Origin of the sequence: Shewanella carassii, from assembly GCF_002777975.1 — a bacterium.
Taxonomy (GTDB): Bacteria; Pseudomonadota; Gammaproteobacteria; order Enterobacterales; family Shewanellaceae; genus Shewanella; species Shewanella carassii.
Map to the genome: position 1 here is coordinate 108,714 of NZ_NGVS01000004.1, position 24,287 is coordinate 133,000.

10 protein-coding genes and 1 pseudogene are annotated in these 24,287 nt (G+C 56.3%); 7 read left to right on the forward strand and 4 right to left on the reverse strand.

Annotation, left to right across the window (positions count from 1 at the left end):
* Window positions 1-273 precede the first annotated feature (273 nt).
* Complete coding sequence (locus tag CBE72_RS01385) at window positions 274-915, forward strand: trimeric intracellular cation channel family protein (protein ID WP_100141970.1); 642 nt, start codon at window positions 274-276, stop codon at window positions 913-915.
* A gap of 65 nt (window positions 916-980) precedes the next feature.
* Here CBE72_RS01385 and tpx read toward each other — a convergent pair whose 3' ends face one another.
* The 3 genes from tpx to CBE72_RS01400 all read right to left on the reverse strand — a co-directional run bounded on the left by tpx (window position 981) and on the right by CBE72_RS01400 (window position 2,784).
* Entirely contained in the window at window positions 981-1,571 is a 591-nt protein-coding gene (tpx, locus tag CBE72_RS01390; RefSeq protein WP_100141971.1) for a thiol peroxidase, read from the reverse strand.
* Window positions 1,572-1,685: 114 nt separating this feature from the next.
* Window positions 1,686-2,414: a 4'-phosphopantetheinyl transferase family protein gene (locus CBE72_RS01395; RefSeq protein ID WP_157929016.1), complete on the reverse strand. Its 729-nt coding sequence runs from the start codon at window positions 2,412-2,414 to the stop codon at window positions 1,686-1,688.
* Window positions 2,415-2,499: 85 nt separating this feature from the next.
* Window positions 2,500-2,784: a hypothetical protein gene (locus CBE72_RS01400; protein WP_129978400.1), complete on the reverse strand. Its 285-nt coding sequence runs from the start codon at window positions 2,782-2,784 to the stop codon at window positions 2,500-2,502.
* A gap of 400 nt (window positions 2,785-3,184) precedes the next feature.
* On the opposite strand from CBE72_RS01400, the gene CBE72_RS01405 reads away from it, so the two are divergent.
* The 6 genes and pseudogenes from CBE72_RS01405 to CBE72_RS01430 all read left to right on the forward strand — a co-directional run bounded on the left by CBE72_RS01405 (window position 3,185) and on the right by CBE72_RS01430 (window position 23,546).
* Window positions 3,185-3,970 (forward strand): helix-turn-helix domain-containing protein, encoded by a 786-nt coding sequence (locus tag CBE72_RS01405; protein WP_039034214.1) that lies wholly within the window; start codon window positions 3,185-3,187, stop codon window positions 3,968-3,970.
* The gene (locus CBE72_RS01410) at window positions 3,967-12,987 is read left to right on the forward strand and encodes a type I polyketide synthase (protein ID WP_100141973.1); all 9,021 of its coding nucleotides are present in this window, start codon (window positions 3,967-3,969) and stop codon (window positions 12,985-12,987) included. Before CBE72_RS01405 ends, CBE72_RS01410 begins: the two co-directional genes overlap by 4 nt.
* Window positions 12,984-15,239 carry a PfaB family protein gene (locus tag CBE72_RS01415; protein WP_100141974.1) on the forward strand — a complete coding sequence of 752 codons (2,256 nt, stop codon included), beginning with the start codon at window positions 12,984-12,986 and terminating at the stop codon, window positions 15,237-15,239. Before CBE72_RS01410 ends, CBE72_RS01415 begins: the two co-directional genes overlap by 4 nt.
* A 7-nt stretch (window positions 15,240-15,246) precedes the next feature.
* Window positions 15,247-21,120 (forward strand): hotdog fold thioesterase, encoded by a 5,874-nt coding sequence (locus tag CBE72_RS01420; protein ID WP_268239843.1) that lies wholly within the window; start codon window positions 15,247-15,249, stop codon window positions 21,118-21,120.
* Between the two features lie 226 nt (window positions 21,121-21,346).
* Window positions 21,347-22,777 (forward strand): annotated as a pseudogene (locus tag CBE72_RS01425) (PfaD family polyunsaturated fatty acid/polyketide biosynthesis protein); the annotation flags it as partial.
* 232 nt (window positions 22,778-23,009) lie between these two features.
* Window positions 23,010-23,546 carry a DUF4124 domain-containing protein gene (locus CBE72_RS01430; protein ID WP_157929017.1) on the forward strand — a complete coding sequence of 179 codons (537 nt, stop codon included), beginning with the start codon at window positions 23,010-23,012 and terminating at the stop codon, window positions 23,544-23,546.
* A 203-nt stretch (window positions 23,547-23,749) separates the two neighbouring features.
* On the opposite strand, the gene CBE72_RS01435 is transcribed toward CBE72_RS01430, so the two are convergent.
* On the reverse strand, window positions 23,750-24,196 hold the full coding sequence (locus CBE72_RS01435) for a GNAT family N-acetyltransferase (protein WP_100141976.1): 447 nt from the start codon (window positions 24,194-24,196) through the stop codon (window positions 23,750-23,752).
* Window positions 24,197-24,287: the final 91 nt, after the last annotated feature.

Sequence of the window (24,287 nt, forward strand, 5' to 3'; positions counted from 1 at the left end):
CGAAACCGCCCCTCAGTTAACTTAGATTTTTATCAAGTTCAACGGCTAAACAAATCCAAACAAATTGAGAACAAGCAAAACCCAAAATGACACAGTAATATTCATGAACTTTTGTTTAAAAATTCCATTTGAATCATAAAAATATAGAATCTTTATTATTTAGATGAAATTTTGAGATAAATAAAACTAATCCAAATTTTTAATTAAAATCGCTGTTAAAGCGGTTTTCTTTACGGCAAAATTCAGATCCTTTGTGATTTTGATACGAATACTATGCAAGAAGCTCAGTTTATCGCCATACTCTGGCTGATTGGTGTACTGGCCGAAGCAATGACCGGCGCATTGGCGGCGGGAAGAAAACAGATGGATCTCTTTGGCGTAGTCATAGTGGGCTGTGCCACCGCCATAGGGGGCGGCACGCTCAGAGATATGTTGCTGGGTAACTATCCGCTGATCTGGGTAGAAAACTGGCATTATCTGCTGGCCATTGGCTTTGCTTCGCTGCTGACAGTGATTATCGCACCCGTAATGCGCTATTTGTCGAAACTGTTTCTGGCAATCGATGCGCTTGGCCTGGCGGTATTTTCGATTGTCGGAGCCCAAAAGACACTGCTGCTGGGCTTCAGCCCTGTGGTCGCCGTAGTGATGGGAGTGATTACCGGAGCATTTGGCGGTATTATTCGCGACATTCTCTGTAATCAAATGCCGCTCATCTTCCGCAAAGAGTTATATGCAGTGATCTCTATCATCACCGCGGGACTCTACGTGGTTCTATCGCAATGGCAATTGCCGGAATGGATCAATCTCAGTCTGTGTCTCACTCTGGGATTCAGTTTGCGGATGCTGGCTATCAAGTACCACTGGGCCATGCCAACCTTCGACTATCAAACCGGATCAGATCCACATCCGGACTGACCGAACCGCATCACCAGGGTTATTCAACATAGCAAACGCCGGCTCATAAGCCGGCGTTTTGACATTCAGCCCTGATTGATTGCCTTCAGGGCTTTGAGCGCTGCATCGTAATCAGGGTGGTGAGACACATCTGCCACCAGCTCACGATACTTAAGCTTACCACTGGCATCTATGATAAATATCGCTCTGGCCAATAAACCACGATTAGGGATCAGCAAACCATATTTATTGCCAAAGTCACGCCAAACCGAATCAGACAGCACTTTGATTTTATGGACATCCTCCACTTTGCAGAAACGCTTCTGAGCAAAGGGTAAATCCTCACTGATTGTCAACATGACGACAGAGTCATCAAACTTGCCAAACTCTTTATTGAATCTCTTGGTCTGCAAGGCACAAACGCCGGTATCCAAACTGGGAACCGCGCTGATAAGCACTGTCTTGCCCTTGAAGTCACTTAAGGTCACTGGGGCAAACTGGTCATCCACGACCTTAAAACCGGGGGCCGCCTGGTTGAGTTCAGGCAACTTCCCCATCAGGGTGACACGTTCGCCCCCCATTTTGACCTCGGCCGCCACGTTTCCTTCTGCCGCGTTAGCCGTGGCACTTGCCAGAGCCAATACCCACACAGCACTCCACTTTGTCAATTTCAGCATAGTTTTGTTTCCTTGAGGTAAATTCACCACTACGAATATACCATCGCAGGTAAAAAAGTGAGCCTCGGAGCGGTAATAATGACCATCATTGCCAACGCCGCGACGCGTGCAGACTCAGCCGCTAAGGTGCCATTGCAGTTTCCAGTTGATGGCTGCAGGCGCCCCAAGGGTCAGGGCCAATCGATAACCCGGCTCCATATGGCCAAGCCAACTCTGCCATCGGGTGTTTTCCTTAGGCTTTAACAAAAGCCCACGGCGCATCGAAGCAATCTCGGCAGGCCGCTCGGCCGAGCATGCTTCCCCGGAACTCAAGTCGAACGCAAACCCATCAAGCGGCTGCGCCAACCCCTTGCCGGTCGCCTTGATATAAGACTCTTTCAAGGCCCAGAGGTCGAAAAACGCCTCTCGCCGCGCGGCATCATCCAGATTTCGTAACTGCTGCAGCTCAAAAGGCGCAAAATAGTGGCGCATCACAGTATCGATAGCCGTGCGCATCCGTAAACGCTCTATATCGACGCCAAGCTGCAACTCAGGGGAAGGATGTTTCAGCAATGCCAACAGCAGCCAATCACCGCTGTGACTGAGGTTAAAATGCAGCTGAGTCTGTTGAAACTGCTCATCACAAAGGCGCGGCTTACCCTGGGGACCATAATCGAAACACCACTCCCGGGCTGCAAGCGGCGCTTGAGTACTCAGGGTCTTTCTCAGCAAGGCGCGACTTGTTATTGCCCGTTGCTTTACCTCTTTATGGCTTATTCGGGCAAACTTTTCCCGCTCGGCCGGCGTCAGGCACAGCGCCAGATCTTTGAGTTTTAAAGGCTCACTCGGGCGTAAGGGATACAAAAAGAGCTGCACGGCGTTGATGGGAGGCTCCAAAACCAAGGGGGAGTAGGCTATTTTGCCCTGGCCTCCCCCTCGGTCTCAAGTGCTAATCATTCATGTTTTGCTGATTCATTTTATCGACATAGGCTCTCGCCTCTTCCCGCTCTCTTTCCCGCTGCTGGGCGGTTGTACAGCGGCGGTTGGGAATATTGCTGCCGGTGACCCTAACCCGATCGCAGCGGTATCCCTGTTCATCGAGTCTTTGTTGACGGGCCGCGTCCTCTGGCGACAACTCGGCGGTCGTGGCACTGGTACCACTGCAACCGGCGCCAAGTACTGTAAACAAGGCCGCACTCGCCATTCCCAATAGATTATTTTTTGTTAAATACACCTGACACTCTCCATTTCTGTTGCTGATGCCAGTTCATCCAGCTGCCCTAAAGGCAGATACCCAGGTTGTAACATAAGCTGCAATATAAGCGGCAACAGATCACAGGGGATTAGGGATAAATAGGTATCAGATATCCATTTTTACAGCACAAAAAACCAAAACAACCAAGTTATATCAATTTAAAAACAAATCAACAACAAGTCATTCCGGACTCATTTGCGAGTAAGAGCCTTAAAACAAAAGCAGGATTTTCAGTCCCAGATGATTGTATCGAGTGGCAGGCACTGGTAATCTGCTTCACCTGTTACTGAAATAACAGCCTGACGCTCAGTATTGTGGAAGTTTGCAACCATAGCAGACAGGCGAGAAAGGAAGCCCAAGGGCCCAGTCCCAGCTGATTATGAAGCAAACTCAAACCGGAAAACGGCGCCATCGCAATGCCACCACCACCCCGGAAATGCGCCGCTTTATCCAGGAGTCGGAGCTCAATGTCAGCCAACTGGCACGGTTACTGAATATCAGTGAAGCAACCGTTCGCAAGTGGCGTAAACGCGAGTCGACCCAGGATCAATCCCATACCCCGCATCATCTGAATACTACCCTGAGCGATATTCAGGAATATGTGGTTGTCGGACTGCGTTGGCAGCTCAAGCTGCCATTGGACAGGCTGTTGCAAGTCACCCAAGAGTTTATCAATCCCCATGTTTCGCGCTCCGGGCTGGCCCGCTGTCTGAAACGCCACGGCGCGTCCCGGCTCGACAATATTGATGCTGCGCACTCGCTGCCGCCGAAACACTTCAATAAGCTGCCGGTCTACAGCGGCAGCAAGATGCAAACCTACACCCTCAACAGCCAAACGCTCGCCGATGCGTTGATGCTGCCCAGTACCGATGAACACACTGTGGTTCAGGTCGAAGCCATGAGTATTCCCATTGGCCAACAGACCCATTCGGTACTCATAGGGATGGATCCCGTCAGCGGCTGGGTCTATGTCGACATCTATCAGGATGACGACACCCACGCCGCCGACCGCTACATAGCCTACGTCCTCAAGCGTGCCCCGTTTGCACTGCGCCGCTTGCTGGTACGCAACTATCATATTTTCCAATCCAGGTTTCCCGCTGCCGCCAAGGCAGGGCGCAAACCCAGGCCGCAACTTGCAGCCACCAATGGAGATGCTCAATGAGCCAAGCACAAGCCTCTCAGATAGACAAACGCCTCAACAAAAGGCTGAAAGACACGCCGATTGCCATAGTCGGCATGGCGAGCCTGTTTGCCGGCAGCCGTTATCTGAACCAGTTTTGGGATCTGATCTGCGACAAGATAGATGCCATCACCCAAGTGCCCGCCGACCGCTGGCAAGTGGCCGACTATTTTGACCCCGACAAGAAAGCCGCCGACAAGAGTTACTGCAAGCGCGGCGGCTTTATCCCGGAAGTGGATTTCAACCCCATGGAGTTTGGTCTGCCGCCTAATATCCTCGAACTGACCGACACCTCGCAGCTGCTGTCGCTGGTGGTAGCCAAAGAGGTGTTGGAGGATGCAGGTATCCATGAAGGCTCGGACTATGACCGCGACCGCATCGGTATCACCTTGGGGATTGGCGGTGGCCAGAAGATCAGCCAAAGCCTCAATGCCAGGCTGCAATACCCTGTGCTGAAAAAGGTGTTTCGCGAGAGTGGCGTCAGTGAGCAGGACAGCGAAATGCTGATCCGCAAATTCCAGGACCAATATATACACTGGGAGGAAAACTCCTTCCCGGGGTCACTCGGCAATGTTATCGCCGGTCGGATTGCCAACCGTTTCGATCTCGGCGGCATGAACTGTGTGGTCGACGCCGCCTGTGCCGGCTCTCTGGCGGCAATGCGAATGGCGCTCACCGAGCTGACCGAAGGCCGCAGCGATATGATGCTCACCGGAGGCGTCTGCACCGACAACTCCGCCTATATGTACATGAGCTTCTCCAAGACCCCGGCCTTTACCAGCGACGAGCAGATAAAGCCGTTCGACGCCGACTCCCGCGGCATGATGATAGGCGAAGGCATAGGCATGGTGGCGCTGAAACGCCTGGATGATGCCGAACGCGACGGTGACCGCATCTATGCGGTGATCAAAGGGGTTGGCGCCTCCAGCGATGGCAAGTTCAAGAGCATTTACGCGCCGCGCCCCGAAGGCCAGGCCAAGGCGCTGCGGCGGGCCTACGATGATGCCGGGTTCCCGCCCCATACTCTGGGCCTGATGGAAGCCCACGGCACAGGTACGGCCGCCGGTGATGTGGCCGAATTCAGCGGCCTCAACGCCGTAATGAGTCAGGATAATCCTGAGCTGCAGCACATTGCGCTGGGTTCAATCAAGTCCCAGGTGGGCCATACCAAGTCGACCGCCGGCACCGCCGGGGTGATCAAGGCGGCATTGGCACTGCATCACAAGGTGTTGCCGCCCACCATCAATGTAAAGCAGCCCAATCCCAAGATGGCAGTGGAGCAATCGCCCTTCTATCTCAACACTCAAACCCGCCCCTGGATGCCAAGAACCGACGGTACACCGAGGCGCGCCGCCGTCAGCTCCTTTGGCTTTGGTGGCACCAACTTCCACCTGGTATTGGAAGAGCACAGCCCCGAATTACCCAAGCAACCCGCTCGCCTGAGACGCACGCCTTTGCCGCTGCTGTTTTGCGCTCCGGACAAACCGGCGCTAGTTCAAGAGATAACCGCTCTGCTCAAGACGCTGGAGTCAGATGCCCATGACGACCTTGAAACCCTGTGCGCGCCCTATCGCCTCGGCAGCCAGACACAGGTACAAGGCCCCAGGCTGGGACTCCTTGCCTGCGACACCATAGAGCTGCAGCAAAAGCTGCTACAGGCCTTGAACAAGCTGCAAAGCACGGCTGAAGAACAGCCGCAAACCCGTTGGCAACATCAGGGAGTCGAGTACCGCAGTGGGCCTTTGACTGAGGCCAAGACCGCCGCCCTGTTTGCCGGTCAAGGCAGTCAGTATCTCCAGATGGGCTCTGGGCTAACCCAGCTCTATCCCGAGCTTCGCGCCGAATTTGCCGCCGCCGACCGTGAGTTTTCCCGCCAGGGCATAGCCGACAAGTACGGCATGGGCCCCTTGTCGGCGCGGGTGTTCCCGATAGCCAAATTCTCGCCCCAGGCCAACAAAGAGGATGAACTGGCACTGGCCAATACCCGCTTTGCCCAAAGCGCCATTGGCGCCCTCGGCATGGGGCAGTTTACTCTGTTTTGCCAGGCCGGATTCCAGGCGGATATGCTGGCCGGTCACAGCTTTGGTGAGCTGTCGGCGCTACGCGCCGCTGGTGCCTTGAGCCGTGAGAGCTATTACGCGCTGGCCTTCGCCCGAGGCGATGCCATGGCCAGTGTCCCCGAAGATAAAGATCCGGGCGCCATGAGCGCCGTTATCCTGCCTTCAGCCGCTGAGCGCAATACGCTCGAGCAACTGTTGCAGACTGAACCCGAGGTGCAGATAGCCAATATCAACAGCCCGGTTCAGCTTGTGATTGCCGGCGCGAGTGAAGCGGTGGCCCGGCTCAACCTCAAGCTGAACGAGGCAGGTTTGCGCGCCATAGCGCTGCCGGTATCCGGTGCCTTCCACACTCCGCTGGTGGCCCATGCGCAGCAACCCTTTGCCGAGGCGATTGCCCACCAGGGCTTGAGCGATGCGAAAACGCCTCTGTATGTCAATGCCACAGGTGACAAGCTGGCACAGGATGCCGAAAGCCTCAGAGCCAACCTGGAGCAGCATATGCTCAAGCAGGTGCGCTTCAGTGAGCAGATAGAGAGCATGTACCGGGACGGCGCCAGAATATTTGTCGAGTTTGGCCCGAAAAACACCCTGGCCAGGTTGGCACAAGCCACCTTGGGCGATCGCGCTGCCGAATGCCTGTTCCTGTCGCTGGACAACCCAAGCTGTATCGATTCACTGGCCGCCGACACTGAGCTGAAGCAAGCCCTGCTCAGCCTGGCATTGGCGGGCCTGCCTCTGACAGATCCCGATGCCTATCGCGCCGTACAAACCCAGGCCAAACACAAGGCCTCACCGATGACAATCAAGCTCGGTGCCAGTAACTATATCAGCCCGGCGACCGCCCAGAAGATGGCGGCCTCACTCAAAGAGGGCCGGGTCAGTCAACAGACAAAAATAGTCGAGAAAGTCGTGGAAAAAATCGTCGAGATCCCAGTAGCGGCCGCAAGCCAGAACCCGAGTCAACCGAGCCAAGCTACAGCGCCACAAGCTGCAAACGGCCTCCCAGCAAACAGCGGCAGCGGATTACAGCAGTTTTTCAGCGCCCAGCAACAGTTGGCCGAGCTGCATCAGCAGTTTCTGAATATCCCACTGCAATATGGCAACAGTGTGCAGCAACTGCTCGCCGAGCAAGTAAAACTGGCGACGGCTGGCAAAGCGATTCCTGACAGCCTCAATCAGACCCTGGCCATGTTCCACCAGCACCAGGCCGAGACTTTAAAGATCCACAACGACTTTATTCAGTCGCAAAATCTCGGCGCCCAGCAGTTGTTGCAACAACTTCAGGGCGGCGCTGTGTTACCAAATTCTGTGTTGCCCAATGCTGTTTTGCCCAATATAGAGCAGGCCCAAGCAGCACCAGTGTCTGTGCCAGTGCCCGCCCAGGCTGCAGCGCCTGTAACTCACGCCGCAGCGCCAGTCAAAGCAGCGAGCACGCCCCAGCAACCAAGCCAAGTGCTACAGAGTCGGCCTCAAGCTCCAGCCCCAGCAGTAGCCGTAACCACAGCCAAGCCAAGCACAGGTGTCGAAGAGCTGATGTTACAAGTGGTGGCCGACAAAACCGGCTACCCCACAGAAATGCTCGAGCTGGGGATGGATATGGAAGCCGATCTTGGTATCGATTCCATCAAACGGGTGGAGATCTTGGGCACAGTACAAGATGAATTGCCTGAGCTGCCGCCGCTGGACGCCGCAACCTTGAGTGAATGCCGCACTCTGGGACAGATCGTCGATTATCTGCAGCAAAGCGCCGGTGTGGATTCCAGTGTGCAACCCGAGCCAATTCAGCCAAGCCCAGCCCTGTCAAACACAGCTAGTGATGTGACGGCACTGATGCTGCAGGTGGTGGCCGACAAGACAGGCTATCCCACAGAGATGCTGGAGCTGGGGATGGATATGGAAGCCGATCTCGGTATCGATTCCATCAAGCGGGTGGAAATTCTCGGCACAGTGCAGGATGCCTTGCCTGAGCTGCCACAGTTGGACGCCGCCACCCTAAGCGAATGCCGCACCCTGGGGCAGATTGTCGACTATCTGCAGCAAAGCGCCGGAGTGAACACCAGTGTTCAGCCACCCCGGGCTCAATCAAATGCAGCTCAATCAAACACTGCTCATGCAAATCAGAATGATGTCACGGCACTGATGCTGCAAGTGGTGGCCGACAAGACCGGCTACCCGGCCGAAATGCTCGAGCTGGGGATGGATATGGAAGCCGATCTTGGTATCGATTCCATCAAACGGGTGGAGATCTTGGGCACAGTACAAGATGAATTGCCTGAGCTGCCGCCGCTGGACGCCGCAACCTTGAGTGAATGCCGCACTCTGGGACAGATCGTCGATTATCTGCAGCAAAGCGCCGGTGTGGATTCCAGTGTGCAACCCGAGCCAATTCAGCCAAGCCCAGCCCTGTCAAACACAGCTAGTGATGTGACGGCACTGATGCTGCAGGTGGTGGCCGACAAGACAGGCTATCCCACAGAGATGCTGGAGCTGGGGATGGATATGGAAGCCGATCTCGGTATCGATTCCATCAAGCGGGTGGAAATTCTCGGCACAGTGCAGGATGCCTTGCCTGAGCTGCCACAGTTGGACGCCGCCACCCTAAGCGAATGCCGCACCCTGGGGCAGATTGTCGACTATCTGCAGCAAAGCGCCGGAGTGAACACCAGTGTTCAGCCACCCCGGGCTCAATCAAATGCAGCTCAATCAAACACTGCTCATGCAAATCAGAATGATGTCACGGCACTGATGCTGCAAGTGGTGGCCGACAAGACCGGCTACCCGGCCGAAATGCTCGAGCTGGGGATGGATATGGAAGCCGATCTTGGTATCGATTCCATCAAACGGGTGGAGATCTTGGGCACAGTACAAGATGAATTGCCTGAGCTGCCGCCGCTGGACGCCGCAACTCTAAGTGAATGCCGCACCCTGGGGCAAATTGTCGACTATCTGCAGCAAAGCGCCGGAGTGAATTCAAGCGTTCAGCCAAGCCCGATTCAATCAAACACAGCTAGTGATGTGACGGCACTGATGCTGCAAGTGGTGGCTGAGAAGACCGGCTACCCGGCCGAAATGCTCGAGCTGGGGATGGATATGGAGGCCGATCTTGGTATCGATTCCATCAAGCGGGTGGAGATCTTGGGCACAGTACAAGATGAATTGCCTGAGCTGCCGCCGCTGGACGCCGCAACTCTAAGTGAATGCCGCACCCTGGGGCAAATTGTCGACTATCTGCAGCAAAGCGCCGGAGTGAATTCAAGCGTTCAGCCAAGCCCGATTCAATCAAACACAGCTAGTGATGTGACGGCACTGATGCTGCAAGTGGTGGCTGAGAAGACCGGCTACCCGGCCGAAATGCTCGAGCTGGGGATGGATATGGAGGCCGATCTTGGTATCGATTCCATCAAGCGGGTGGAAATTCTCGGCACAGTGCAGGACCAATTGCCTGAGCTGCCGCCTCTGGATGCCGCCACCTTAAGCGAATGCCGCACCCTGGGGCAGATAGTCGATTATCTGCAGCAAAGCGCCGGAGTGGATTCAAGCGCGCAGCCTGAGCCAGTTTCAAATCAGAGTGATATCACGGCAATCATGCTGCAGGTAGTGGCTGAGAAGACCGGCTACCCGGCCGAAATGCTTGAGCTGGGGATGGATATGGAGGCCGATCTTGGTATCGATTCCATCAAGCGGGTGGAAATTCTCGGCACAGTGCAGGACCAATTGCCTGAGCTGCCGCCTCTGGATGCCGCCACCTTAAGCGAATGCCGCACCCTGGGGCAGATAGTCGATTATCTGCAGCAAAGCGCCGGAGTGGATTCAAGCGCGCAGCCTGAGCCAGTTTCAAATCAGAGTGATATCACGGCAATCATGCTGCAGGTAGTGGCTGAGAAGACCGGCTACCCGGCCGAAATGCTTGAGCTGGGGATGGATATGGAGGCCGATCTTGGTATCGATTCCATCAAGCGGGTGGAAATTCTCGGCACAGTGCAGGACCAATTGCCTGAGCTGCCGCCTCTGGATGCCGCCACCTTAAGCGAATGCCGCACCCTGGGGCAGATAGTCGATTATCTGCAGCAAAGCGCCGGAGTGGATTCAAGCGCGCAGCCTGAGCCAGTTTCAAATCAGAGTGATATCACGGCAATCATGCTGCAGGTAGTGGCTGAGAAGACCGGCTACCCGGCCGAAATGCTTGAGCTGGGGATGGATATGGAGGCCGATCTCGGTATCGATTCCATCAAGCGGGTGGAAATTCTCGGCACAGTGCAGGACCAATTGCCAGAGCTGCCACAGCTGGACGCCGCAAGCTTAAGCGAATGCCGCACCCTGGGGCAGATCATAGATTGTTTTGCCGGTTCAAACGCTGAGCATGCCGCCGAGCCGCTAACCCAAACCGATGAGACGCCAAACACTCAGCCGAGTGTGGCCTTGCCGCCCCATTCGGGAGTCAGCCTAAAAAAGCTGCCGGCGGCAGATAGATTCTCAGGCGCAAGCGCCGAGGCTCTGTTTGCCGCGAACAGCTGTGCGCTGCTGCTCGATGACGGCCACAACGCCGGAGTCCTGGCCAAGAAACTGACCGACAGTGGCATCAGTGTCACTCTGGTGCGCCCGGCGGCAACCGATTCGCAATCGGCGCTGGATAGCAAGCTGCCAATCCTGACTCTGACCAGCAATGATGATGCCGGAGTCAAGGCGCTCATCGCCGGGCTCAAACAGCAAGTGGCCATCTATATCCATCTGCAGCCACAACTGCCGCGGGAACAACTCGAGGAGTTGATGCCGCTCAGCATCACGGCCAAGACTCAGGTACAACTGAGCTTCCTGTTCGCCAAGCATTTGAGCCCAACCTGGCAAGCGCCGACAAAAGGCCGCCGCGCCTTTATCACTGTGGCGCGCATGGATGGTCAGCTGGGTTTCAGCGGTCAGCCCTGTGAATTGAATCAGAGCGCCCTGTTTGGCTTAACCAAGACCCTGGCGCAGGAATGGCCTCAGGTGCATTGCCGCGCGTTGGATCTTGCTCCTGAGCTTGATGCCTCGGCGCTGGCCTCGCAAGTCATGGATGCGCTCTACAGCCCGAGTCAGGATCCGTTGGAGTGGGGCAAAAGCGCCGCCGGTAGAGTGACCCTGGTAGCGACTTCGGCCGATGACCAGAATGCTGCCGATACAAGCCTGGCGCCATGCAGACTCGATAGTTCAGATAAAATACTGGTGACCGGGGGCGCAAAAGGCGTCACCCTGGACTGTGCCCTGGCGCTGGCCCACCAAAGTGGCAGTCACTTTATTCTCGCCGGTCGCAGCAAGGCCTTGGCATTGGAAGCCTTTCCCGATTGGGCCAAGGGGCTTGAGAGCGGTCAGCTAAAAGCAGCCGCAATCACTGCGCTAATGGCCAGGGGGCAAAAGCCCTCGCCCAAGGAAGTGGAAGCCCTGATAAAACCTCTGGTCAACGCGCTTGAGATTCACGCAGCGCTCAAGCGCTTTGAGGCCATAGGTGCCAGCGCCGAATACCTGAGCCTGGATGTCAGTAACCCGGATGTGGTCGCATCCACACTGGCGCCCATTCAAGCATTGGCGCCTATCAGCGGGCTGATTCACGGCGCCGGGGTGTTGGCCGATAAACACATCGCCGACAAGACCCTCGCCGAACTCGAATTGGTTACAGGCACCAAGGTTGGCGGCCTCTCCGCCTTGCTCAGTACCTTGGCGCCAAACAAAAAGGCCGCCAAGCACTTAAAACTGTTGGCGCTGTTTTCCTCCGCCGCCGGTTTCTACGGCAACACAGGCCAGAGCGACTACGCCATGGCCAATGAAATTCTCAATAAAACCGCTCATCGGCTGCATCATGAGCTGCCAACCACCCGAGTGATCAGTTTCAACTGGGGCCCCTGGGATGGCGGCATGGTCAACGCGGCGCTGAAACAGATGTTTGAGTCCCGCGGCGTCTATGTGATCCCAAGAGAAGCCGGTGCCAAGCTGTTTGCCGAGGCGATTCTGGCCCGCTCGGAGCCGCAGCTGTTGATTGGCTCCAGCATGCAAGGCCCGGGGGGTAAACAAGGCCTGAACCACACAGATGCGCCAGAGGCCCAAGCTAGCCCGCAAACCCTGAGTCGCAGCATCAAGCGCCAGGAGCTGGCGCTGCTGGAAGATCACTGCATTGGCGGCAATCCGGTATGGCCGACTGTCTGCGCGCTCCAGTGGATGCTGCAAAGTGCCCAGAGCCTCTTTGGCGGCGATTGGCGCGCCGTGGACTATAAGCTGCTCAAAGGCGTGGTGTTTGACAGTGATGAAAAGCGATTGCAGCTCAACCTGACTCTGGGAACCGATGGCGAGCTGCAGGCGAGCATCAGCTGTGATGAGCGGCCTCAGTACCAGGCGACCCTGCTGCCGTTAATACAGCAGCCGTTAATACAGCAGCCCGCCAGTCAGCCACTGACACATGTTTCTATGCCCGAAACAGGTGAAAGTGGGCCCGAGATCGGCGAAGGTGAGCTCCAAGTGCGTCAAGGCAGTGAGCTTTATCACAGCGGCGCCCTGTTCCATGGCCCGCAGCTGCAGGCCATTACTGAGGTGCTGCAGTTTGACGATCAAGGGCTTAGCTGCCGATACCGGCTACCGGAAGCCGCATCGAGCGAAGATCGCGCCCTGATCCAGCAAGACGCACTGCTGCAGGCCATGTTGATCTGGGCCCGGCTCAAATACGATGCCGCCAGCCTGCCCTCTTCCCTGGCGGCGCTCTGGCAAAACGCCCTACTACCTGAAAATGACACCGGCCTTATTCGCCTGCAGGTGACCAAGCACTCCAGCCGTCAGCTCAGCGCCGATCTGGCCCTGTTCAACGCCGAGGGCCAGCTGCAAACCGGGCTGGAAAATGCCAAGGTCACCATTAGCAAGGGGCTCAACGCCGCCTTTGAACCGGCCAAAGCCGCCACAGCTAATAGAGAAAGGCCTTGAGCAAAGCGATAGGCCCTATGCCTCACATTGGAGTAAAGCCAGCTGAGTCTGCGGCCGAAAAGCCGCTGCGGCTGGCGCTGTGCCTGGTCGAAGAGGAGCAAAGCCTGGCGCCCAAGCTTAGGGCTGCCTTGCGCACTATCGCGTTTGATAACAATCAGGTTCCCGACTGGCCTTGGCTGGTGGCCGAGGTCAAGGCCGGGGCAAGCCTGAGCCTGGTGCTGCCATCAAAGCAGCGGCTATTGCTGCTAAGCGCAGTCGATGCGGCGCAAGCAAGACTGCATCCCCAAGCCTTGCTGCAGGCCTTAAGCCATGGCGCTCACAAGCCGCAGCAGCTTCTTAAGCAGGCCTGGCAGCAGGCAAAACGCCCGGAGATAGAAGAAAGGGACACTCTGTTTCTGGAGCAATCGCTGGAACTTGAGCCGTTATGCCTGCAACTGGAGGCATTTGCCAAGCGGCGCCTGGCGCAGAAAATGGCGGGATTGCCTTTTCAAGGCAAGTCTCTGGCGCTGGCCAGTAACTCCCCGGCTATGGCGCTGATCCTCAGCCAAGGCACAGCCTTGAGCGGTTATTGCGATAAAACAGCCTTGAGCGGTTCTTGTGATAAAACAGCCCTGAGCGGTTCTTGCGATAAAACAACCCTGAGCAGCTCTTATGACAAAAAAGCCCTGAGCGACTCTTGCCTGAACAGCTCTGGTGTGAGCGGCTTGGCTTCTGGAAAAAAATTAACCTCAAGCCTTTGCCCCCAAGGAGCGCCCTGGCTTTTGCCACTGACCTTGATTGCCAACCCAAAGACTCTGCTCAGTGAGGCGCAAACTGCGCTGCAGCAGGCCCAAAGTCGCCTGAGCCAATCGATGAACGCAGATGCTCTGGCGCGCAGGCTGACGGATGAATTAAAAACCCTGGAGCAGAGCTTTTCAGGCACAGCGCCCGAGGGCGGCGAATACTATTCGCTGGTGCTTATTGGCCGAGATGCCACCGAGCTTATTGCCGAGAGCGAATTGCTCATGGGTCAGCTTCAAAAAATAACGTCTTTGGCCGAACTGCCAGAGCTTGAGCTTATTACGCCAAATGGCAGCGTTTTTTGCGCCAAGCCACTGGGCCCTGCTCGCCTCTGCTTTGTCTACCCGGGTGTCGGCACGGCTTACCATGGCATGCTCAGCGCCTTAAAACAGGCCTTTCCCAACAGTTATGCCGATTTTGAGGCCGCGGCAACAGCCGAAAATGTCGCCCTATCCACCCTGCTGCCAACAGCCTTGAGCGATGCTTCCAAAGAAACAACCTTGAGCGATAAAGCAGAGGCCGCACCCAGTCCGGCGCCAACAATGACACTCGCCGAGCAGGCCGTTGCCGGGGTCGGCGCCAGTGTGCTGCTGACGCAGATACTGCGGCGGGAGTTCAAGCTCCGCCCAGCCTTTGCCATCGGCTACTCCATGGGCGAAGCGGCCATGTTTGCCGCCAATGGCGTCTGGGACAAGCCTTTTGCTTTGGTTAAACCTACGCTGGAAAGCCGGATTTTCTCAGAGCAGATCTCGGGCGCGCTCACAGCCGTGCGCCAGGAGTGGCAACTCGATGCCAGAGATGCCATCTGCTGGAACAGTTTTCTGCTGCGCATTGATACAGGCAGCATCACGCCATTATTGCAAAACCCGGCTTACTCGCGGGTCTACCTCGCCATACGTCAGGGGCCTAGCTGCGTGCTGGCCGGGGATGAGGCTCAGTGCCGGGCACTGATAAAGTCCCTTGGCAAACGCGGCGTTGCCGCCAACCGGGTCACCGCCATGCACACACCGGCGGCCCTGCGTGTAAAGCCAGAATTGACCGACTTTTATGACAGACCACTCTCGGGCGAGCTTGAACAGCCGCAGCCCATCTATATCAGCGCCGGCAGCGAGCAGCCGCTCAAACCTGCCAGGCTTGAGCGCCAGCAGATAGCCGAGACCATAGCGACTTGTTTCAGCCAGCCACTCAATCTGGAGTCGCTGCTGCAACGGGCCCGAAAACATGGCGCGCAGCTGTTTCTGGAGGTCGGCGCCGACAGCCAAACCAGCAGCATTATCCAGGCGATGGCCGGAAAACAGCTCTCCAGCGATATCAAGGCCTTTGGCTGCGATCGCAAGCATAGCGGCGCCGCCGACAACAAAGCATTACTCAAGGCCCTGGCTCGACTCATCAGCCACAGGGTCCCACTGGCCACAGCGGCGCTGTATCCACAGCTTGCCCGGCCCGATAAACTTAGTGACGTGAGAAAGTGAGAACAGAGTGACAAGTAAACAAGCCGAGCCCATCGCCATAGTTGGCATGGCCGCCCGCTTCCCGGGCTGTGAGGATCTGGACGCCTTCTGGCAACTGCTCAGTGAAGGCCGGGATGCCATCAGCTCTCTGAATGACAGCCAATTGGGCGCCAGAGTCAGCGATTATCAAGGCGCAAAAGGCCAAAGCGACCGTTTCTATTGTGATCAGGGCGGTTATATTCGCCAGCTAAACTTCTCGCCCGAGGGCTATGCCAGATCAGCGGATGAAATGGCAACGGGTGCCCAAACCTGGGATCAGCACCTGTTGTGGGCACTCGATTGCGCCCGCAAGGCCCTGCAAAGCGCCGGGCTAACCCCAGCGCAAAACGCTTCCGACTTGGCGCGCTGCGGCGCCGTGATGGGCACGCTTTCGTTCCCGACCCGAGCTTCCAACAAGGCCTTTTTGCCGCTGTATCATCACAGTGTCGATACGGCGCTGCGACGGCGTTTCCCCGGCATGCCGCCATTGGCGTCAGCCATAGATGCGGGAACAGACGCAAATACCGGCCCAGGCACAGATGCAAGCATTCGCCATTGGGATACGGATATCGCCGCCCAGGGCTCTGAACTGCTGTGCGATTGCCTGGGCCTTGGCGGCCCCAGCCTGAGCCTGGATGCCGCCTGCGCCAGCTCAGTCTATGCATTGCGCCTGGCCTGCGACTATCTCAGTAACCACAGCGCCGATGTGATGTTGGCCGGTGCCGTCAGCGGTGCCGATCCCTTCTTTATCCATATGGGCTTTTCCATTTTCCAGGCCTTCCCCGAGTCGGGCCAAAGCGCCCCGCTGGATAACCATTCCGGCGGCCTGTTTGCCGGTGAAGGCTGCGGCGTATTGGTGCTCAAGCGCCTGAGCGATGCCCAAAGGGATGGCGATAACATTCACGGCATAATCAGAGGCACAGGGCTTTCCAACGATGGTCGCGGCCAGTTTGTCTTAAGCCCCGCCAGCAAGGGCCAGGTACTGGCGTTTGAACGGGCATCCGAGGCGGCAAATATCGCGCCATCCCAGGTGGAGGTGATTGAGTGCCACGCCACGGGCACGCCTCTGGGTGACAAGGTGGAACTCAGCTCCATGGAGCAGTTTTTCGGCCCCCGTCTGGAAGGCTGTGCCGCGCCTAAAATCGGCTCGGTCAAGTCCAATCTCAGCCACTTGCTGACCGCTGCCGGTATGGCAGGCATCATCAAGTTACTGCTGTCGATGAAACACAAGCTGTTACCTGCCTCGGTGAGAATATCGGCGCCACTGAGCTCGCCCACCGGCGTGTTTGGCGAGCACAATATAGTGCGCAGCGCCATCCCCTGGCCGACCAAAGCGGGCAATCCCGGCTCGGTTGCCGGGGTGTCTGTGTTCGGATTCGGAGGCTGTAACGCCCACTTGCTGCTCACAGGGCCAGATGCTGCCAAAGAGTTTATTCCAGCCAAACCTTCGCCGGGAACGGCTGAACACAAGGGCGCTGACGGCCTGGCGATTGAGGGCGCCGCCGCGCATTTCGGCGCCGCCGACTCGCTCGAGACGCTTGCCAAACTGATAGCCAAAGGGCAAACGGCCACCAGAGCGCTGCCACCCAAACGCTGGAAAGGCCTGGAGCGCAACCGCTCTTTGCTCTCCAGCATGGGGCTTGAACAGGCTCCCAATGGCGGCTACATAGACGAATTTGAACTGGATTTCCTCAAATTCCGCCTGCCGCCCCATCCGGGAGATAGACTGGTGGCGCAGCAATTACTGCTGCTCAAGGTAGCCGATGATGCGATTCGCGATGCCCATCTGCCCATGGGTGGCCGGGTGGCTGTGTTGGTCGCCATGGAAACCGAGCTTGAGCTGCATCAGTTCCGCGGCAGGGTTAATCTGCATAGCCAGATTAGCCAGAGCCTTAACGATGCCGGCATCACCTTAAGCCAAGATGAGTATCTCGAACTCGAGCGTTTGGCGATGGACAGCGTTTTGCCCAGCGCCAGCCTCAATCAATACACCAGCTATATAGGCAACATCATGGCCTCCCGGGTCGCCTCCCAATGGGATTTCAACGGCCCGGCTTTCAGTATTTCGGCCGCCGAGTTATCGGTTCCCCGGGCGTTGGAAGTCGCCGCCAATCTCTGCCGCACCGAGGCGTTGGACGCCGTAGTAGTGGCCGCGGTGGATCTCGCCGGCAGCGCCGAGCGGGTATTGCACTCGGGCAAGCGTCTGCAGCAGCTTGGACTGTTACCGGGTGAAGGCGCCGGCGCCTTGGTGCTGAAGCCGTCAGTTGCGCATCAAAGCGGCCGCTACGGCGCCCTGACAGAGCTGAGCTTCAAGCCGTTTTCATCAGTGGAATTAACAGCTACTGAGACTCTCTCTGCGGCAGACTCAAGGGAGCAAGCACTTTGCCGGGACGCACAGCCTGAAGTAGATGAGCACAGCCCCAGCTTCAAGGCTTTTCGTCGTCTCGCGGCCACCAGCCACAGCGCCGTCTCGCGTATGGGGCACAGCTTTGCCGCCGCCGGGATGGCCAGTTTGCTGCACTCGCTGCTGCGCCTGACCCAGGATAGGGATAAAGATTCCCACACCCTGCTGATAGATGGTGAGCGCCGCTGCGCCGCGGTTAATTTGCAACAGTCGGCGGAGCAAAAGGCGCGCCTGCAACAGGCGCTCCGCACGCAGAATAAAAAGAACCGTCAAGGGGCCAGTGAAAAGCCCAGTCCAAAGATAGCCGACACAAATGTTCGCCAGCTGTGGCAAACCATCACCCTTGGCGGTGACGCCATAGAGCAGCATATCGCCACCGCCGAGCTTAAACACGAGACCGGCATTCGCCAAAAGCTTGCCCAGGCAAAGAACACTCAAGCCCAAGCCGCGCCGGTAATACACACCAGCAACCAACAAGTTAACAGTGAACTCACTCAGGAGCTCAGCCCGGTGAACAATCAGCACGCCCCATCAGCTCTCAGACAATCCGTGCCCGGCGATAAAATTGCGGCCGCACCCCATAGAGCCGCTACCGAAGCGCACCTGCAGGCACTGGCAGATAATCAACGGCTGGCACGTGAAGCGCATCAGGCCTTTCTCAAGAGTCGTGAAACCGGACTGGCACTGGCCAGCGCCCTCTTGGGCGCCGGAGCTGCGGCCGAAAACTGCTTAAGCGCCGAAAATATCGGCTCAGAAGACAAGCGCTCGACAGCCCAAAACTCCGCCTCAGTAGCACCTTTGCCAGCGCGCACGCCCAATGACTCGGTCCAAACGGCTGCAGAAGCTGTTGCCAAAACCATTACCCCCAAAGCGACATCCCAAGTGCCCAAGGACAAACCCTGTATCTGGAATTATCAGGATCTGGTGCAATACGCCGAGGGCGACATAGCGCCGGTATTCGGCCCCGAGTATGCCGTGATTGACAGCTACCGCCGCCGGGTGCGACTGCCCACCACAGATTATCTGCTGGTCTCCAGGGTGACTAAACTCAATGCCCGTCTTGGCGAATACAAGCCGAGCACCATGACCACGGAGTATGATATTCCCGTGGACGCCCCCTATCTGGTCGATGGCCAGATCCCCTGGGCGGTGGCCGTGGAGTCGGGCCAGTGCGACTTGATGCTGATAAGCTATCTCGGCATAGATCTGGAGAACAAGGGCGAGCGGGTCTACCGTTTGCTCGACTGTACCCTCACCTTCCTCGGCGATCTGCCCCGTGGCGGTGATACCCTGAGATACGACATCTCCATCAATCACTTCGCCCGCAACGGCGATACCCTGCTGTTTTTCTTCTCCTACGAGTGTTTTGTCGGCGAACGTCTGATCCTCAAGATGGACAACGGCTGCGCCGGTTTCTTCACCGATGCCGAGCTGGCCGATGGCAAAGGAGTCATCCGCACCGAAGAGGAGATCAAGGCCCGCAACCTAGCGATGGCGAACAAGCGCCAATTCCAGCCCTTGATCCACTGTAAACAACAGATATTTGATTATCAGCGGATGAGGCAACTGCTGAGCGGTGATATCGGCGCCTGCTTTGGCCCTTCACATGACTTGGGTTACCGCCAAGCCTCGCTGTGTTTTGCCTCGGAAAAGTTCCTGATGATCGAAGAGGTCAGCAGAGTTGAGTCAAGTGGCGGCGCCTGGGGCCTGGGTCTGGTTGAAGGGCACAAGCAACTGGAGCCGGATCACTGGTATTTCCCCTGTCATTTCAAGGACGATCAGGTGATGGCCGGCTCCTTGATGGCCGAGGGCTGCGGTCAGTTGCTGCAGTTCTATATGCTCTATCTTGGCCTGCACAAACACACCCGCAATGGCCGCTTCCAACCACTGGAAAGTGCGCCGCAGAAGGTGCGTTGCCGCGGACAGGTACAGCCGCAATCCAATCGTCTCACCTATCGGATGGAAGTCACCGAAATAGGACTGACCCCCTGTCCCTGGGCCAAGGCTAATATTGAGATCTTGCTCGACGGCAAGGCGGTGGTGGACTTTCAGAATCTGGGCGTCATGCTCAAAGAAGATGAAGACTGTCACAGGTACGCCGATGACAGTGTAGTGAGTGACCAGGAGTACAGCGGAAAGCCGCAACACCCTGCCGCCTCGGCAAGTGATGCTAACGAGGCGCTGAACGCCGGACGCCAGGCGTCCATCAATGCCCCCTTGATGAGCCAGGAAAGCTGCCCGGACTCTCAGCCCATTCACGGCGTGCTCCCGGTCAGGCATGTTCCGGCACCAGTAACGCCGGACTACTCAAATCGCACACCCGATACTGCGCCCTTTACCCCCTGGCACATGTTCGAGTTCGCCACCGGCGATATTGAGAACTGCTTCGGCCCCGACTTTGCCGCCTACCGCGGGCTTATCCCACCGCGCACCCCTTGCGGCGATCTGCAGCTCACCACCAGGGTGACACAGGTGATTGGCAAGCGCGGCGACTTCAAGTCTCCGGCCTCCTGTATCGGCGAATATGAAGTGCCGCCCAAGGCTTGGTACTTCAGTGAAAACAGTCACCCGGCGCATATGCCCTACTCGATTTTGATGGAGATAGCGCTGCAGCCCAACGGTTTTATTTCCGGCTATATGGGCACCACCTTGGGCTATGGCGACACTGAGCTTTTCTTCCGTAACCTCGACGGTAAAGGCACACTGCTGCGCCGGCTTGACCTGCGTGGCAAGACCATCAGCAACGACTCGCGTCTGCTGAGCACTGTCAAGGCGGGCACCAACATCATCCAGAGTTTCAGCTTTGTGCTCAGCGCCGATGGTGAACCCTTCTATAAAGGCGAGGCAGTATTTGGTTACTTCAAGGCCGAGGCGCTGAAAAACCAGTTGGGGCTGGATAACGGCAAGGTGACCGAGCCCTGGGATAAACAGCAGGGGCTTGAGGCCGATGTAAGCTATGATCTTCGCGCTGCCGATTGCGCTCTCTATCATGGTTCTTGGAAGCAAAAACACCTGCGCCTGCCGGGCGGTCGACTCAACTTTGTCGATTCTATCCGCATCTGCCGCCAAGGCGGCCATTCCGGCTTGGGTTACATCTATGGCGAGCGCAAAATCGATGCCGCTGACTGGTTCTTCCGCTTCCATTTCCATCAGGACCCTGTGATGCCGGGCTCGCTCGGAGTGGAAGCCATGCTGGAACTCCTGAGTGCCTTTGCTCTGGACGCCGGGCTTGGAAGCCAATTCAGTAACCCAAGATTCGCCCATTGCCTGAGTCAGGTACAGTGGAAATACCGCGGTCAGATCAATCCCCTGAACCGGCAGATGTCGCTGGAGCTGCATATCACAGCCATAGAAGATACGCCGGACAGAGTCACACTGACAGCCGATGCCTGGCTAGCCAAAGATGGCCTGCGAATTTATGAAATAAAAGATCTGGCTCTGGCCATTGAAGAAGCCTGAACCCTCAGGCAAAGACAACCGAACAGATAATGAGAGCAACAAGATGACAAGCTTCAATTGGCCCTGGGCCCTGAACCCAAATAGTGATGATGTCTTTGCGGCCACGGATAACTGTGCCGTCAACGCAATCAAGGCGCTGGATAAGCCGCTGTTTGTCGCCAGACAAACCAAGGGTGAAATCCTGTTTGCCAATCAGGCGCAGCTTGCCGAGGCGAGTGCTAGCGGCAATACACTGCCGGTTTGTGCCATGGTGCCGCCACTCAGCGCAGCAGCGCTCGGCGATCCGGCCTTTGCTGCCTGCCACAAAGTCAAGTACGCCTATTATGCCGGCGCCATGGCCAACGGTATCGCCTCCGAAGATCTGGTGATTGCCCTCGGCAAGGCCGGCATACTCTGCTCATTCGGCGCCGCCGGTCTGGTGCCCTCCCGGGTGGAAGCCGCCATCGGCCGAATTCAGGCGGCGCTGCCAAGCGGCCCCTACGCCTTTAACCTGATCCACAGCCCCAGCGAACCAGCACTCGAGCAAGGTGCGGTCGAGCTCTATCTCAAACACCGGGTACGCACAGTCGAAGCCTCGGCCTTCCTGGCGCTGACCCCTCACATAGTGAGATATCGGGTGGCCGGACTGAGCCGGGACAGTGACGGCAACACCCTAATCGCCAACAAGGTGATAGCCAAGGTGAGCCGCACCGAAGTCGCCGCCCACTTTATGGCGCCGCCGCCGGAGAAAATCCTCCAGCAGTTGCTGAGTCAGGGATGGATCACTGAACTGCAGGCCGAACTTGCCAGGCAGGTGCCCATGGCCGACGACATTACCGCCGAGGCAGACTCCGGCGGCCATACCGACAATCGTCCTCTGGTTACCCTGCTGCCCACCATTATCGCCTTGCGGGACCAAATGCAGGCAAAATACGCCTACCAAGAACCTATCCGGGTTGGAGCCGGAGGCGGCATAGGCACGCCGGATGCGGCATTGGCGGCCTTCAATATGGGCGCCGCCTTTATCGTTACCGGCTCTATCAATCAGGCCTGTATCGAAGCCGGCGCCAGCGAGCACAGCCGTAAGCTATTGGCGACAGTGGAAATGGCCGATGTCACCATGGCGCCGGCCGCGGATATGTTTGAGATGGGCGTCAAGCTGCAAGTGGTAAAACGCGGCACACTGTTCCCCATGCGGGCCAATAAGCTTTACGAAATTTACAGCCGCTACGACTCGATAGAGGCCATTCCGGCCGATGAGCGCCAAAAACTGGAAACTCAGGTGTTTCGCGCCAATCTGGATGAAATCTGGCAAGGCACGGTTGCCCACTTTATGGCGCGGGATCCCGAACAAATTCGCCGCGCCGAGGGCAATCCAAAGCGCAAGATGGCGCTCATTTTCCGCTGGTATCTGGGGCTATCGAGCCGCTGGTCCAATACAGGGGAAAGCGGTCGGGAGATGGATTACCAGATCTGGGCCGGGCCGGCACTGGGCGCCTTCAACGCCTGGGCCAAGGATAGCTATCTGGATGATTACCGTCAGCGCCGTGCCGTGGACTTGGCACTGCAACTGCTCGTAGGCGCCGCCTATCAAAACCGGGTCAATCAGCTGCGAAGCCAGGGCATAATCCTGCCATCCAGCCTGGGCCATTATCGGCCGCTGAAATCGCTGGACTGAGCAGGATTACGGCTCATCAAAAAAGGTCTTATAGGCCTTTTACCATGCACCGCAAACGGGCACTCTGCCTGTTTGCGGTGCAATTCTGAGTTTTAGTTTGCATTTAGAGGTACAATCATCCGCCTTTATAACTTCCACTCAAACGATAAAAATATAAAATTTTCTTTTTAAATTTAAGGTCTATGCCTATCATAAGTTAACCACATGAGAGGTAGTTTTAGAAAGGGAATTCATGAGAATTAGCACAATATTACTAGCAACAACATCCTCACTGCTTATAGCTAATATAGCTCACGCGGAAATATATAAGTGTAAAATCAATGGCATTACCAGCTACTCTCAATTTCCTTGCGATGAAGGGGACAAATCAAAAGGAACATATCAACCAAATCCCCCAAGCATGACATATAAACCAACAATGCCATTAGCAGAGTATTATTTGGAAAATGAAAAAGTTCCTGTCAACACTATGGATGCCGGGGATGCAATATCCATTTACAATACTCAATGCAATAGAGACTCTTACAGTGGTGTTATTCAGAACATAAGTGCATACTCCACTTATGTTACGACCATTACAGTTGCATTCAAATATTACAAGCTGGGAATGGATAAGAAAATCTGGGATAGACAAACAAAAGTACTAAAACTCCAGCCCGGTAGAAGCACCCTTTTCTCTATTAAGGGAAGAGCTGCGCCGACCTCATATAATATCGATTGTGTTGTATCACGCCATGTTAAGTTTGTTGATAGTACAGTCACGAGATAATCGAAATGGCATCGTGAATTTGGCCATCTAAATAGACAAAGTGATAGATTGACTTCTCGCAAATAGGTGGCGGATATGAAGAATACAAAACCGACATTCAGTGCTGATTTTAAGCTCAGATAATAACGAATTATAGATAGGTGGGCTGCCTGAATACTGTGAAGAACTGGACATCCTTTAGCACAGACGAAAGTCCGCAGTAGTTAGCCGTAAGGCTGATGACTCTGGGGGATAAGCTGCAAATGCAGCTCGCCACCTTCGGTAAGCCCCAAGGATTGCCAGCCGAGATGGCGATAGAAGCCTTCGGCGCGGGTACCCGGCTCGGTACTGAGTTGCAGCTTGCTACAGCCACCGGCGTGGAGCCAGTCAACAGCTTGCTGTAACAGAGCCTTACCTATGCCCTTTCCTGCCGCCTCTTGAGCGATAAAAAGCGCCCAAATTCTGGCATCATCACGGTCGGCGCAGATAAAGCCAAACAGTTGGGTGTCAGTCTCGGCAATCCAGCTTCGCCGCCGGCCGCTCAGGTAACCGAGATAACAGGCATGAGTGATCCGCCCGGGATCCAGCAGGCGATTTTCGCTCACATTCAACCTCAGTGACATCATGGCGGGGATATCGCTCAACCTGGCGGTGCGTATGTTTATGCTCATGCTCGCGCTTGCGGCTAAAAAAACTCTCTTCATAGTGCTCAAAATAGCGCCAATTCAGGATAACAGTCCAGTTCACGTTAGCTTCAGTCAG

Bases quoted from the DNA above. Each gene is read 5' to 3' on its own strand.
- CBE72_RS01405 (WP_039034214.1), top strand. From the start codon at position 3,185: ATGAAGCAAACTCAAACCGGAAAACGGCGCCATCGCAATGCCACCACC.
- CBE72_RS01430 (WP_157929017.1), top strand. From the start codon at position 23,010: ATGAGAATTAGCACAATATTACTAGCAACAACATCCTCACTGCTTATA.
- CBE72_RS01385 (WP_100141970.1), top strand. From the start codon at position 274: ATGCAAGAAGCTCAGTTTATCGCCATACTCTGGCTGATTGGTGTACTG.
- tpx (WP_100141971.1), bottom strand. From the start codon at position 1,571: ATGCTGAAATTGACAAAGTGGAGTGCTGTGTGGGTATTGGCTCTGGCA.
- CBE72_RS01410 (WP_100141973.1), top strand. From the start codon at position 3,967: ATGAGCCAAGCACAAGCCTCTCAGATAGACAAACGCCTCAACAAAAGG.
- CBE72_RS01435 (WP_100141976.1), bottom strand. From the start codon at position 24,196: ATGAGCATAAACATACGCACCGCCAGGTTGAGCGATATCCCCGCCATG.